The sequence below is a fragment of the Streptomyces sp. NPDC060028 genome (genome assembly GCF_042736725.1).
Taxonomy (GTDB): domain Bacteria; phylum Actinomycetota; class Actinomycetes; order Streptomycetales; family Streptomycetaceae; genus Streptomyces.
In genome coordinates this window covers 27,149-39,365 of sequence record NZ_JBHWVJ010000049.1, presented here as the reverse complement: position 1 = coordinate 39,365, position 12,217 = coordinate 27,149, and the positions used below count along the sequence as shown (strand labels likewise).

Annotated in this window: 13 protein-coding genes; 7 read left to right on the top strand and 6 right to left on the bottom strand. The window is 74.7% G+C overall.

Features of this window, described 5'->3' with window-relative positions:
• The first annotated feature begins 206 nt into the window (after positions 1–206).
• From ACFWBF_RS23470 to ACFWBF_RS23455, 4 genes are read left to right on the top strand one after another with little or no spacing between them, the layout of a single operon-like run.
• Positions 207–1,805: an FAD-dependent monooxygenase gene (locus tag ACFWBF_RS23470; protein WP_385605191.1), complete on the top strand. Its 1,599-nt coding sequence runs from the start codon at positions 207–209 to the stop codon at positions 1,803–1,805.
• A 32-nt stretch (positions 1,806–1,837) separates the two neighbouring features.
• Positions 1,838–1,924 carry a putative leader peptide gene (locus tag ACFWBF_RS23465; protein ID WP_311318651.1) on the top strand — a complete coding sequence of 29 codons (87 nt, stop codon included), beginning with the start codon at positions 1,838–1,840 and terminating at the stop codon, positions 1,922–1,924.
• Between the two features lie 57 nt (positions 1,925–1,981).
• Positions 1,982–2,539: a cysteine dioxygenase gene (locus ACFWBF_RS23460; protein ID WP_385605188.1), complete on the top strand. Its 558-nt coding sequence runs from the start codon at positions 1,982–1,984 to the stop codon at positions 2,537–2,539.
• Positions 2,536–2,928 (top strand): rhodanese-like domain-containing protein, encoded by a 393-nt coding sequence (locus tag ACFWBF_RS23455; RefSeq protein ID WP_385605185.1) that lies wholly within the window; start codon positions 2,536–2,538, stop codon positions 2,926–2,928. Before ACFWBF_RS23460 ends, ACFWBF_RS23455 begins: the two co-directional genes overlap by 4 nt.
• Positions 2,929–2,992: 64 nt before the next feature.
• On the opposite strand, the gene ACFWBF_RS23450 is transcribed toward ACFWBF_RS23455, so the two are convergent.
• The 3 genes from ACFWBF_RS23450 to recA form a co-directional block, all read right to left on the bottom strand.
• On the bottom strand, positions 2,993–5,545 hold the full coding sequence (locus ACFWBF_RS23450) for an FtsX-like permease family protein (RefSeq protein ID WP_385605183.1): 2,553 nt from the start codon (positions 5,543–5,545) through the stop codon (positions 2,993–2,995).
• A 127-nt stretch (positions 5,546–5,672) separates the two neighbouring features.
• Entirely contained in the window at positions 5,673–6,221 is a 549-nt protein-coding gene (recX, locus tag ACFWBF_RS23445; RefSeq protein WP_385223636.1) for a recombination regulator RecX, read from the bottom strand.
• Positions 6,222–6,224: 3 nt separating this feature from the next.
• Complete coding sequence (gene recA, locus ACFWBF_RS23440) at positions 6,225–7,346, bottom strand: recombinase RecA (protein ID WP_385605180.1); 1,122 nt, start codon at positions 7,344–7,346, stop codon at positions 6,225–6,227.
• A gap of 419 nt (positions 7,347–7,765) precedes the next feature.
• Here recA and ACFWBF_RS23435 point away from each other — a divergent pair, with 419 nt between their 5' ends.
• Positions 7,766–8,191: a hypothetical protein gene (locus tag ACFWBF_RS23435; RefSeq protein ID WP_385605177.1), complete on the top strand. Its 426-nt coding sequence runs from the start codon at positions 7,766–7,768 to the stop codon at positions 8,189–8,191.
• A 50-nt stretch (positions 8,192–8,241) separates the two neighbouring features.
• Positions 8,242–9,132 (top strand): TIGR04222 domain-containing membrane protein, encoded by an 891-nt coding sequence (locus ACFWBF_RS23430; RefSeq protein ID WP_385605174.1) that lies wholly within the window; start codon positions 8,242–8,244, stop codon positions 9,130–9,132.
• A 4-nt stretch (positions 9,133–9,136) separates the two neighbouring features.
• On the opposite strand, the gene ACFWBF_RS23425 is transcribed toward ACFWBF_RS23430, so the two are convergent.
• The gene (locus tag ACFWBF_RS23425) at positions 9,137–9,721 is read right to left on the bottom strand and encodes an HPP family protein (protein ID WP_385605171.1); all 585 of its coding nucleotides are present in this window, start codon (positions 9,719–9,721) and stop codon (positions 9,137–9,139) included.
• A gap of 101 nt (positions 9,722–9,822) precedes the next feature.
• Between ACFWBF_RS23425 and ACFWBF_RS23420 the strand changes: the two genes are divergently transcribed.
• Positions 9,823–10,572, top strand: a complete 750-nt coding sequence (locus ACFWBF_RS23420; protein WP_385605168.1) for a Clp protease N-terminal domain-containing protein — start codon at positions 9,823–9,825, stop codon at positions 10,570–10,572.
• Here ACFWBF_RS23420 and ACFWBF_RS23415 read toward each other — a convergent pair.
• Both ACFWBF_RS23415 and ACFWBF_RS23410 read right to left on the bottom strand, forming a co-directional pair.
• Positions 10,532–11,626 carry an AI-2E family transporter gene (locus ACFWBF_RS23415; protein ID WP_385605224.1) on the bottom strand — a complete coding sequence of 365 codons (1,095 nt, stop codon included), beginning with the start codon at positions 11,624–11,626 and terminating at the stop codon, positions 10,532–10,534. The genes ACFWBF_RS23420 and ACFWBF_RS23415 overlap by 41 nt on opposite strands.
• A gap of 330 nt (positions 11,627–11,956) precedes the next feature.
• Positions 11,957–12,151 (bottom strand): DUF3046 domain-containing protein, encoded by a 195-nt coding sequence (locus ACFWBF_RS23410; protein ID WP_385605165.1) that lies wholly within the window; start codon positions 12,149–12,151, stop codon positions 11,957–11,959.
• Between the last annotated feature and the right edge of the window lie 66 nt (positions 12,152–12,217).

Below are 12,217 nucleotides of genomic sequence, written 5' to 3'. Positions count from 1 at the left end.
CCGCCTCCCCTGGGGGGGCGGCGGCGCCCCGCCCCGCCCCCCAGGGGCCCCCCCGGCCCCCCACCCCTGCTCGGCCCCAGGGGGGGGGCCCCGACACCCCCCCCCCCCACCACACAGCCTTGTCCGGACCGGCGTCACTTGACGCAGGCACCTCCAGTGGGTTGCATACGTTCTGTGATCACATACCGGACATCGGGAGCCGCATCATGGACCCGGTGATCGTCGTCGGCGCGGGGCCCGTCGGACTGTCCATGTCCCTCGCCCTGGCCGGCCAGGGCGTGCCCTGCGTCGTGCTCGACGAAGGGCCCGGCAAGGACGAGCCCCGGACCGCCCGTAGCGTCGTCCTGCACGCCGACACCGCCACCATGGCCCACCGGCTGGGCTGTACGACCCTGCGGTACGAGAGCGCGTACTTCGCCGCCTGGCGCACGATGCGGCGCGGGCGCGACTCCCAGCGGATCACCTTCGAGGACGGGCCCGCCCCCCTCCACCTGCCCCAGCACGCCCTGACGCGCGGGCTGCGCGACGCGGCCCTCGTCCACCCGCTGGTCCAGCTCGTCACCGACAGCAAGCTCGACTCCCTGGAACAGGACGGCCACTGCGTCACCGTCCACACCCGGGGCGCCGAGACCACCTGGTGGCGCGGGAGTTACCTGGTCGGCTGCGACGGGGCCCGCTCCACCGTGCGCAAGCTCCTCGGCATCCGTTTCCCCGGCCGCACCGCCGTGGAGCGGCACGCCGTGGCCGCGCTGCGCACCGAACTGCCCTGGCCCGGCGAGGCCCTGCTGCACCGCGGCCAGGCGGGGGGCGTCGGGGAAGTCACCGCCCGGCCGCTGCCCGACGGCGTGTGGCGGCTGGACTGGCTGCTGCCGCCGCGCGGGGAACTCGTCACCCCCGACGCGCTGGTCAACCTCATCCGCGACACCCTCGGGCTGTGGTGCGGGGGCACGACTCCCCCGTACGACCTCCTCGACACCGGCGTCCACACCCTGCACCACCGGCTCGCCCGGCGCTGGCGCGACGGCCGCGCCTTCCTCGCCGGGGACGCGGCGCACCTGCTGGGCGCGCTCGGGACCCAGGGCGTCGAGGAGGGGCTCCGGGACGCGGAGAACCTCGCCTGGAAGCTGGCCCTCGCCTGGCACCAGGGGGCCTCCGAGGCCCTGCTCGACAGCTACGAGGGCGAGCGCCGCAGGGCGGTGGCGGCCCGGCTGCGCGCCGCCGACCAGGCGATGCCCGCGCTGCGCGCCGGCGGGGGCCTGCGCACGTACCTGCCCGGAGCGGCCCGTTCCGGCGAACTCCTGATCACCGACGGCCACTTGGGCCGCGGTCCGCTGGGCGCCGAGCCGGCGTACGCCCCGCCCGTGGCCGTACGCGAGGTCCCGACCGCCACGGAACCGGGCGGCCCGGTGGCGAACGTCCCGGTGACCGCGCCCGACGGCTCGACCGTGCCCCTGCGCGACCGGCTGGGGCGGGGCCGGCTGCTGGTCGTCCTCGTCGCCCCCGGCACCGGCGTCTGGGACCGGCGGCACTGGCTCGGCGCCGGCCTGATGCCCCGGCTCGCGGCGGCCGTCAGCGCGCTGCCGGTCCGGGCGGAACTGCTGGTCGCGGACGGCTACCCGGGCGCCCCCGCGCACACCGTGCTCCTCGTACGGCCGGACGGGCACCTGGCCGCGACCTTCGCGGGGGTCCGCCCGGCGGAGCTCTACGAGGCCGCGGACGCCGTACGGCACGGCCCGCCGCTGGGAGCCCTCCCGGGAGTGCCGACGCCTGCGCCGAAGCCGACACCCGCACCGGTGATCGATTGACCCTCCAGCCGAGTCGTGGTTCCCTAGCGGACATGACCGGCAACGACGTGCGCCTGTGGCGGAGGGTCCACATGGACCTGCTCCGCTACGCGGGCTGCGTGTGTCGCCCTTCCTGCTGATTCGCCTCCCTCCGCGCTCCGCGCGCACTTTCGCGAACCCCCAGGACGGTCATCTCCATGTCTGCACCCACGCACGCCCCTGCGCCCGCGGCCTCCGTGCCCGCCGCTCCTGCGCCCGCGGCCCCCGTCACGGCGGCCGAACTCCTCGACTTCACCCGGCGCGTGGCCTCCGACGCCGAGCTCATCGCCTCCCTCCCCCTCGACCCGGAGGGCCGGACCTGGATCCGGCTGGACGGGCCGGGCGGCAGTGAGGCCTGGCTGATCGGCTGGCCCCCGGGCACCGGGACCGGCTGGCACGACCACGCCGAGTCGCGGGGCGCCTTCACCACCGCGCGGGGGCGCCTGACCGAGCACTCCCTCGCCGTCCGCCTCCCCTCGGAGGGCTGGCGGTCCCTGGAGCTGGCCCCCGACCTGGACCGCACCCGCGGCCTGGACGCGGGCACCGGCCGGGCCTTCGGCGAGCACCACGTGCACGAGGTGCTGAACGAGTCCCCGTCCGAACACGCGATCTCGGTGCACGCGTACCACCCGCCGCTCCCGCTGATCCGGCGCTACAGCCGCACCGGCCCGGTGCTCCGGCTGGAGCACGTCGAGCGCCCGGCGGACTGGCAGTGAGCACCCCGACCGGCATCGACGACCTGCTGGAGCGGATCCGGGCCGGCTACACCCGCCTGGACGCGGAGCAGGCCGAGGCGGCCTCCCGGGCGGGTGCGCTGCTGGTGGACATCCGCTACCAGGCGCTGCGCGAGCGCGACGGGCTGATCCCGGGCGCGCTGGTCATCGAGCGCAACGAGCTGGAGTGGCGCCTCGACCCGCAGGGCTCGCACCGCGTCCCGCAGGCGACGGGGCACGACATCCAGGTGGTGGTGATCTGCAACGAGGGCTACGCCTCCTCCCTGGCCGCGGCCTCCCTCCACGCCCTGGGCCTGCACAACGCCACGGACCTGGTGGGCGGCTTCCAGGCCTGGAAGTCCGCCGGCCTCCCGACGACCGAGGCTGCCTGACGCACGGGTGCGGGGTACGGGGTACGGAGCAGCGCCCCGTACCCCGTAACCCCGGTGCCTGTCCCTACGCCTTCGACGTCGCCACGTCCACCGGAGGCACCCGCAGCGCGACCCGCCCCGGCAGGGCGGTCGCCGTCAGGGCCAGCAGCCCCGCCACCCCCACGACCAGCGCGTACGCGACCGGCATCACCGCCGGTGCGGCAGAACCCGTCATCCCGACGCTGAAGGCGGTCAGTACGGCCAGCGCGATCCCCGAGCCCAGTACGGTCCCCATCAGCAGTACCGACACCGCCTCGGTGCGCAGCATCCCCCGCACCTGGCGCCGGGTCGCCCCGGCCAGCCGCAGCATCGCGAACTCCCGCAGCCGCTCGGCCGTGGACATGGCCAGCGTGTTGGCCACCGCGATCGCGGTGAAGGCGAGCACCAGGCCCATCGCCAGCAGGTTGATCTCCGCCCCGGCGGCCTGCCGCTCGGCCCGTACCCGGTCCGCGTCGTGCGCGCTCAGCACCCGGACCCCCGGGAAGCCCCGCACCGCGGCCGTCAACTGCTCGCGTCCGGTGCCCGGTTCGGCCGCCACCAGCACACTGGCGGCCAGCGGGTCGTCGACGTGCGCGGCGACCAGCGCGTGCGGCAGCGTCAGGTCCCCGAAGCCCAGCCCCCGCGCGTACACGGCGGACACGGTCAACGTCACCGGCGTCCCGTCCCCCAGGGTCAGCGCCAGCGGGCTGCCGGGCTTCAGTCCCAGCTGATCGGCGGCGAGCTCGCTCACCGCCGCGCTCCGCTCCCCGAAGCCCGCCAGGCTCCCGCCGGTCACGGCCGGGTCCCACGTCCGGGTCAGGCCGGCCGGGGTCACGCCCTGCGCCGCGTACTTGGTCAGCCCCACCCGCACCGACGTGTGCACGATCTCGGTGGCCGCGGCGACCCCGGGGGTCCGGCGGATCCGCTCGGCGGCGCCGGCGCTCACTCCGGGCCCCTGCCCGGCCAGCACCCAGTCGGCCTTGACTCCCTGTCGGGCCTGCGCCCGGGCCGCGTCGCCGAGCGTCGGCGTGGCGAAGAGCACGGTGCAGGTCATTGCGATCAGCAGGGCGATCGGGGTGACGGCGCAGGCCATCCGGGTGGCGTTGCCGCGCAGGTTGGCGGTGGCCAGGTGGCCGCCCGTACCGGCCAGCCGCAGCGGCCCGGCGAGCAGCGCGGCGGCGGCCCGTACGAGCAGCGGGCCCAGCAGCGAGACCGCGCCGGCCAGTACCACCACGGCCAGGAAGGTCACCGGGGTGGAGGCGGGCTCCGTGCGCAGCGTGCTCAGTACGGCCACCAGCACCGCCCCGGCGGCCAGCAGCAGCACCCCGGTCCCGATCCGCGCCCAGGCGGGCCGGCCGCGCTCGACGGCGGCTTCGGCGAGCGCCTCGGCGGGGCGGATCCGGGCGATCCGCCGGGCGGTGATCCGGGCCGCGGCCCACGCGCCGAAGAGGCTGGCGCCGACGGCGGCGAACATCGGGAAGATCCCGGCGGTGCGCTCCAGGTTGGCGGGGACGACCCCGCTGTCCACGAACCGCCCGTACAGCCAGGCGGCGAGCGGCAGTCCGGCTATCGCTCCGGCGAGGCCGGCGGCCAGGCCCACCAGCAGCGCCTCGCGGCCGATCATGCGGCGCAGCTGGCGGGGGGTGGCGGCGACGGCCCGCAGGAGGGCGAGTTCGCGGTAGCGCTGCTGGATCGACAGGGCGAAGGTGCCGACGACCACCAGGATCGCCACGAGGAGCGAGGTGCCGCCCATCGCGCCGCCCATGGAGACGAGCTTGACGCGTGCGCCGGCCGCGTCGAGGAACTCCGCCGGTCCGCGCTCGTCACCGGTGGCGACCTGCGCGGTCGTGCCCTTGAGCGCCTGCGCGACCTGCCCGGCAAGCCGGCTCGCGTCCACTCCGGGCGCGGGCAGCACGCCGATGGCGCTGACCTGGCCGTCGCGGGCGGCGAGCCGCTGCGCCTCGGTGTCGCCGAAGAACAGCGCGCCCTGCCGCGCGAGGCGGCCGCCGGGGTTCTTCGCGATGCCGCTGACGGTGTAGGTCTTCGGCTCGCCGGTGGCCTGCACGGGCAGCTCGGAGCCGGTCTTCAGCCCCGCGCGGGCGGCGAGTTCGCGGTCGATGACGACCTCGTCGGCGCCCTGGGGGGCGCGGCCCTCGGCGAGCGTGAAGGGGGTGAGGACGGCGGAGGTCCAGGCGTGCCCGTACGAGGGCACCGCGGCGCCGTCGGCCTTGGCGAGCGGGACGGCCTGGAAGGTGAGCTCGGGCACGGCGCGCTCCACGCCGGGCACGGACCGGACGGTGTCCAGGGTGGAGGCGGGGAGCCAGGCCCGCTCGGCGACGGGCTTGGCCTTGTGCTTCGTCTTGACCTTCCGCGTATCGCCCTTCTTCTCCTTGACCGTGGTCTGGTGCACGTTCTGGTCGGCGGAGACGAGGACCGGTGTGGCCGCGTAGCGCTCGGTGGCGATCTTGCCGAGGAGGCCTGTTTCCAGGAGCGTGCCGCAGGCGGTGACGAGGGCCGCCGCGCACAGGAGGGCGACGAAGGCGCCGAGGAAACCGGCTTTGCGGTCCCGGACGGTCTGGAGGGCGTAACGCAGCATCATGTGATCAACTCTGCCGCCGGGCCCGCCCGTTGACATTGGAGCGCCCCGGCGTCACCGGCCGGGGGCTACCCCCACCTGCCGCTACCCCGGCCTTCCGCTCCCCCACCTTTTCACTGCCCCGCCCGGGTCACCCCAGGTCGTCGGTGTCCTCGCCCTCCGCCTCCAGGGCGCGGCGGACCACCCGCAGGGCCATGCCCTCCGGGTATCCCTTGCGGGCGAGCATTCCGGCGAGGCGTCGGATCCGCTTCTCCCGCTCCAGGCCCCGGGTGGCGCGGAGCTTGCGCTCCACGAGCTCCCGGGCGGTCTGCTCCTCCTGCTCGGAGTCCAGCTGCTCCAGGGCCTCCTCCACGAGGGTGGCGTGCACCCCTTTGGTGCGCAGCTCCTGCGCGAGTGCCCGGCGGGCCAGGCCCCGGCCGCGGTGGCGGGACTCGACCCAGGCTCCGGCGAACGCGGCGTCGTCGATCAGGCCCACCTCCTCGTACCGGGAGAGGACCTCCTGCGACACCTCCTCGGGGATGCCCCGCTTGTGCAGGGCGTCCGCGAGCTGCCGGCGGGTACGCGGCATCCCGGTGAGCAGGCGCAGACAGATCGCCCGCGCCTGCTCCTCGGGACTCTGGGGCGGCAGCTCCTGGCGGCCTTCACGGCCCCCTCCGCCGCCCCTTTCCTGCTCCCGCACGGGTCAGCTCTTGGCCACGGCGGCCTTGGCCGTCGTCTTGGCCTTCGACGCGGGGGCGGGCACGGCGGCGGCAGCGGCGTCTGCGCCCGCCGTCTCGGCACCGGCCTCGGCGGCTGCCGCGGCGTCCTTGCGGACACCCACGCCCAGCTTCTCCTTGATCTTCCGCTCGATCTCGTCGGAGAGGGCGGGGTTGTCGCAGAGGAACTTGCGCGCGTTCTCCTTGCCCTGGCCGAGCTGGTCGCCCTCGTACGTGTACCAGGCGCCGGCCTTGCGCACGAAGCCGTGCTCGACGCCCATGTCGATCAGGCCGCCCTCGCGGCTGATGCCGTGGCCGTAGAGGATGTCGAACTCGGCCTGCTTGAAGGGCGGCGCGACCTTGTTCTTGACGACCTTGACGCGGGTGCGGTTGCCGACCGCGTCCGTGCCGTCCTTGAGGGTCTCGATGCGGCGGATGTCGAGGCGCACCGAGGCGTAGAACTTCAGCGCGCGGCCACCGGTGGTGGTCTCCGGCGAGCCGAACATCACACCGATCTTCTCGCGGAGCTGGTTGATGAAGATCGCGGTGGTCTTGGACTGGTTGAGCGCACCGGTGATCTTCCGGAGCGCCTGGCTCATCAGACGGGCCTGGAGACCCACGTGCGAGTCGCCCATCTCGCCCTCGATCTCCGCGCGCGGCACGAGCGCCGCGACGGAGTCGATGACGATGAGGTCGAGCGCACCGGAGCGGACGAGCATGTCCACGATCTCGAGCGCCTGCTCGCCGGTGTCCGGCTGGGACAGGATGAGGTTGTCGGTGTCGACGCCGAGGGCCTTCGCGTACTCGGGGTCGAGCGCGTGCTCGGCGTCCACGAAGGCGACGGTGCCGCCGGCCTTCTGCGCGTTGGCCACGGCGTGCAGGGTCAGGGTCGTCTTGCCGGAGGACTCCGGCCCGTAGACCTCGACCACACGGCCGCGGGGCAGCCCGCCGACGCCGAGGGCGATGTCCAGTGCGGTCGACCCGGTGGGGATGACGTCGATGGGGTCGTTCGGCTTGTCGCCGAGACGCATCACCGCGCCCTTGCCGAATTGCCGTTCAATCTGTGCGAGCGCGGCGTCAAGAGCCTTCTCGCGGTCGGTGCCTGCCATGGGTTCCACCCGGTTTGCTTGAGTCGATCGCTTCACGCCATTGACGCTAACGCCTGCCACTGACAATGCGCTCCCACGCCCGGTTCGGCTGTGGATAACCAATAAGAATGCGTGTTCGATTTTCGTGTCAAGCGCGCCACACCCGCCCCAGGCGGGTGCCCGTGACCGAGCGCCGCGGCCGGCCGTGAGCACGCCCGGGGCGCCGCCGATCCCCGGTCGCACCGAGGAAGGGGCGGGGTGACGATGAGAAGGCGGTCCTCGCTCTCGGTTTGAGCCCCGGTCCCCGGCAGGGGCGGCCTCCCGCTCGCCGCGCGTGGCCGGGGGCGTCAGTGCCGGACGGTACCGGCGGCTGCCCGGGGATCCGGGCGTGCGGCCCGCGGATCCCGTTTCCTCCCGTTTCCTCCCGGTTAGGAAAACTCATGAACCGGCGCACCCGCCTACTCGTCCTCAGCCCCCTCGTGGCGGCCTCCTTCGTCGCCGCCCCCACCGCCCTCGCGGCGGCCCCCCAGTCCTCACCGGCCGCGGTCCCGACCGCGACCTGTTCGGTCTCCGGCATCCTCGACAACGGAAAAGTGCACCTCTCCGGCGGCGGCTTCACCCCGGGCCCGGCCTACATATACGGGTCGGCCGGCTTCGGCGGGACGGTCGACATCCCCCAGAACGGCGGCTTCCAGGTCATGAACGTGCCGCCCGCCGATTACACGGTCCGCCAGGGCGGCGAACTGACCGAGTGCAGCGGCTTCAAACAACTGACCTCGCCGCCCCCGTCCTCGCCCCCGTCCTCGCCCCCGCCCCCGAGTAGCGCCGCCCCGTTCCTGCCGGCGCTCCTCACGCGGGCGCCGTAGGGCGCGTCCGGCCATTGCCCCCGGCCGGGGGCGGCCGCCAGACTCGGGGCGTGTGGGTCTTCATCTTCGCGGGGGCGGGCGCCCCGCTGCTGGGTGTCAGTCTCGCCCGGGTGTGGCTGTACCGGCGGCTCTACCCCCGGGACCGGCCGCACCGCCCGGACCAACGGGCGGACAGCGGGCCGCTCGGCCTGTACGAGGCCGCGTACCTGGACCGCGGCCGGCGCGGGATCGCCGAGGTGGCCCTCTGCGCGCTGTACCTGGGCGGGCGCCTGAGGGTCGGCGACGCCGACGACGGCCGGGTCACCGCGGTACGGGGCTGCAACGCCCCCGACCCCGTCCAGGCCGCCGCACTCGCCCTGCTGACCAGTACCCCGCACCCGCGCGCGCAGGAGTTCGAGGCCCGGGTCGCCGACTGCCCCGCCGCCGTCGAAGTCGAGCGGACGCTGGTCGGGCGCGGGCTGGCCGTGGACCCCCGGCGGCGCGGCCGGACCGAGAACGCCGAACTGGGCCAGACCGCGTGCCTGCTGGTCGCGGTCCTGGCGACCGTCGGGGCGTGCGTCGCGGACTCCGCCACCGGGCAGGGCGCGGGCCTGCGCCCGTTCCTCGCGTTCACGGTGCTCGGCGTGGTGACGGGTCTGGTCAGCCTGCTCGCGGGGCCGGTCCTCCCCCACCGCCACGCGACCGCCGCCGGGCGCCGCCGGGGACGCGAGGCCGCCGCCGACGGCACGTGGGCCCCGCCGCTGCCGCCCGGGACCCCCGCAGGGGCCCGGTGCGCCCTGACCGCCGTCGCCCGCAACGGGCTCGACTCCGCCGCCGCCCACGGCCTGGCCCCCCTCGCGGCCCGGCTCCGCCCCCGCCCCGCACCCCGCCCGGAGCCCCCCGCCCTCCACGAACCCCCGGGCGTCGGCGGCTGCGGCGCCGGCTGCGGCGCGGGGATCTGACGGGTCACCACCAGTACGCCGGGTACGCCACCGCACCCCGCCGCGCCCGGGACGCCGCCATCCCGGCCAGCACCAGCACCAGCGCCGCCCCCGTGAGCAGCGGTACGAAGACCCGCGCGTCCGGGGCCTGGAGGACCACCACCACGGTGGTGGCGGCGGCCGGCGAATGCGGGGTCCGGGCGAGGGTCATCGCGCCGACGGCCACGCCCGCCCCGAGGGCCGCCACCCACGCGGCGCCGCCCAGCGCCGCCAGCGCCAGGTAGCCGACCGCCGCGCACAGCAGGTGGCCTCCGATGACGCTGCGCGGCTGGGCCAGCGGGAGCGCGGGCACCCCGTACACGATCGCCGCGCTGGCCGCGACGGGCGGGATCAGCACCGGCTCGTGGAGCAGCGCGCCGGCGCCGACCAGGGTCAGCAGGGCCGCGGCGGCGACGCCCCCGCTGTGCAGGGCGGTGATCCGGGCGGGCGGGGCGGGTGCGGGAGCGCGCCCGCGCAGGACGTGCGTACCCGGCCGGGGCCGGACCCGCGGACGGACCCGGGACCGCACTCGCGACCGGGGCCCCGGCCGGGTGATCTCGTCGACACTCATGGACACCAGGTGTACGAACCGCACACATCCGCCGCCTATATCCGCCGCCGAGTGACAACCCACGGTTGACACTCGGCGACTGTCAACCTAGGGTTGCCTCCATGACGAACCCTCCCGTGGAACCCGTTCGCATGACCAACCCGGTACGCCTCGACGACCTCATCGAGGCCATCAAGAAGGTCCACACCGACACCCTGGAGCAGCTCAGCGACGCCGTCGTCGCCGCCGAGCACCTCGGTGAGGTCGCCGACCACCTCATCGGCCACTTCGTCGACCAGGCCCGCCGCTCCGGCGCCTCCTGGACCGACATCGGCCGCAGCATGGGCGTCACCCGCCAGGCCGCCCAGAAGCGCTTCGTCCCCAAGGCGGACAAGGAGGGCGACCCCGGTCTCGACCCGAGCCAGGGCTTCGGCCGCTTCACCCCCCGCGCCCGCAACGTGGTCATGACCTCGCAGAACGAGGCCCGCGCCGCCGGCGGCACCGAGATCCGCACCGGGCACCTGGTCCTCGGCCTGCTGGCCGAGTCCGAGGGCCTCGCCGCCCTCGCCCTGGCCGCCCAGGGGATCGCCGCCGAGGACGTACGGGCCGCCGTGACCGCAACCCTCCCCCCGGCCGCCGCCGAGGTCCCCGACCTCATCCCCTTCGACGCCTCCGCGAAGAAGGTCCTCGAACTCACCTTCCGCGAGGCCCTGCGCCTTGGCCACGGCTACGTCGGCACCGAGCACATCCTGCTCGGCATCCTCGAACTCGAGGACGGCGACGGCCTGCTGACCGGCCTCGGAGTGGCCAAGGAGGCCGTCGAGGCGACGGTCACCGAGGCCTTGGCAGCCGTACTCGGCGCCGAGGGGTAGCACCGGATTCCTCCTCGGCCGCCGCGCCCGTGAGCTCGTACCGCTTCACGTACGCGCCGAGGAAGGCCTGCAGCGTGGCGACGGCCGGGATCGCGATGAGCGCCCCCACCGCGCCCAGCAGGGCGGTGCCCACGATGACCGACCCGAAGGCCACCGCCGGGTGGATGTCGACGGTCTTCGCGGTCAGCTTGGGCTGCAGCACGTAGTTCTCGAACTGCTGGTAGATCACCACGAACCCGAGCACGTACAGGGCGTACCAGGGGTTGCCCGTGAAGGCGATCAGCATCGGCAGCGCGCCCGCCAGGTAGGTGCCGATGGTGGGGATGAACTGCGACACCAGCCCCACCCACACCGCGAGCGCGGGCGCGTACGACACCTCGAGGATCACGAAGAGGACGTAGTGCGCGATGCCGGAGATCAGCGCCATCAGCCCGCGCGAGTAGAGGTACCCGCCGGTCTTGGCGACGGCGATCTCCCAGGCCCGCAGCACCTCCGACTGCTTCGCGGGCGGCAGTACGGAGCACAGCGCGCGCCGCAGCCGCGGCCCGTCGGCGGCGAAGTAGAAGGAGAACAGCCCGATCGTCAGTAGCTTGAAGAGCCCGCCGAGCACGGTGGCGGACACGTCGAGCACGCCGGTCGCGCTGTTCTGCACGTACTTCTGAAGCCAGTCGGAGTGCAGCACGCTGTCCTGGATCTCCAGCCGGGACAGCTCGGTGTGGAAGGTCCTGTTGATCGAGTCGATCACCGAGTCGAGCGTGTGCGGGAAGTCCTCCACCATGTCGACGATCTGTCCGGCGAGCATCGAGCCGAGCAGGGTGAGGAAGCCGGCGGTCGCGACGAACACCCCGAGGAACACCAGGAAGGTGGCGAGCCCGCGGCGCATGCCGCGGGCCGCCATCCTGGCCACGGCCGGTTCGATCGCGAGCGCGAGGAAGAACGCGATCAGCATGTTGACGAGAAACCCGATGAGCTGGTGGAAGGCCCAGCTGCCGAGCTGGAAGCAGGCGATCAGCGCCAGTACGAGGACCACCGCGCGCGGCAGCCAGCGCGGCATCCGCGCCGCGTCCCCCGCCACGGCGGCGCCGGGCGGCGTCCCCCCGGGCCCGGCCGGAGCGCCGGGGTCGGCGGGCCGAGCGGGCTCGGCAGGGCCGGTGGCCCCGGCGGCCCCGGCCCGGTCGGCGGCCCCCGCCGTGTCGAACGGCCGGGGCGGCGAAGGCGCGCCATGGGCGTCTGCGGGCTGGTCGGTCGTGTCTTCGGTGGCTGCCACGCCGCCAAGTCTGGCCCACCGGCGGCCCGGACGGCGAAGCAGTGGCTCAAGCCCTGGCCGGACAGGGCCCGTACCGCACGGCGGCACTCCCCCACGGGCTCCGGCACTCGGCCCCGGTCAGCGCAGCGAACTCGGTACGTCCATCGCCGAACACACCGCGCGCCACACGTCCTTGGCCTCCCAGCCCGCGTCCAGCGCCTCGTGGACGGTGCGTCCCCCGAGCTCCGTCATGACGTGGTCCCGCGCGAAGGAGTCCGCGTAGGCCGCGCCGAAGTGCTCGGCCATCCGCTCCCAGAAAATCGTCAACCGCATGCCTCCAGTATCCCGCCCCGGAGAGTGCACCCGCCCCGTTCGTCCTGCGTGGGCGCACCACGGGCC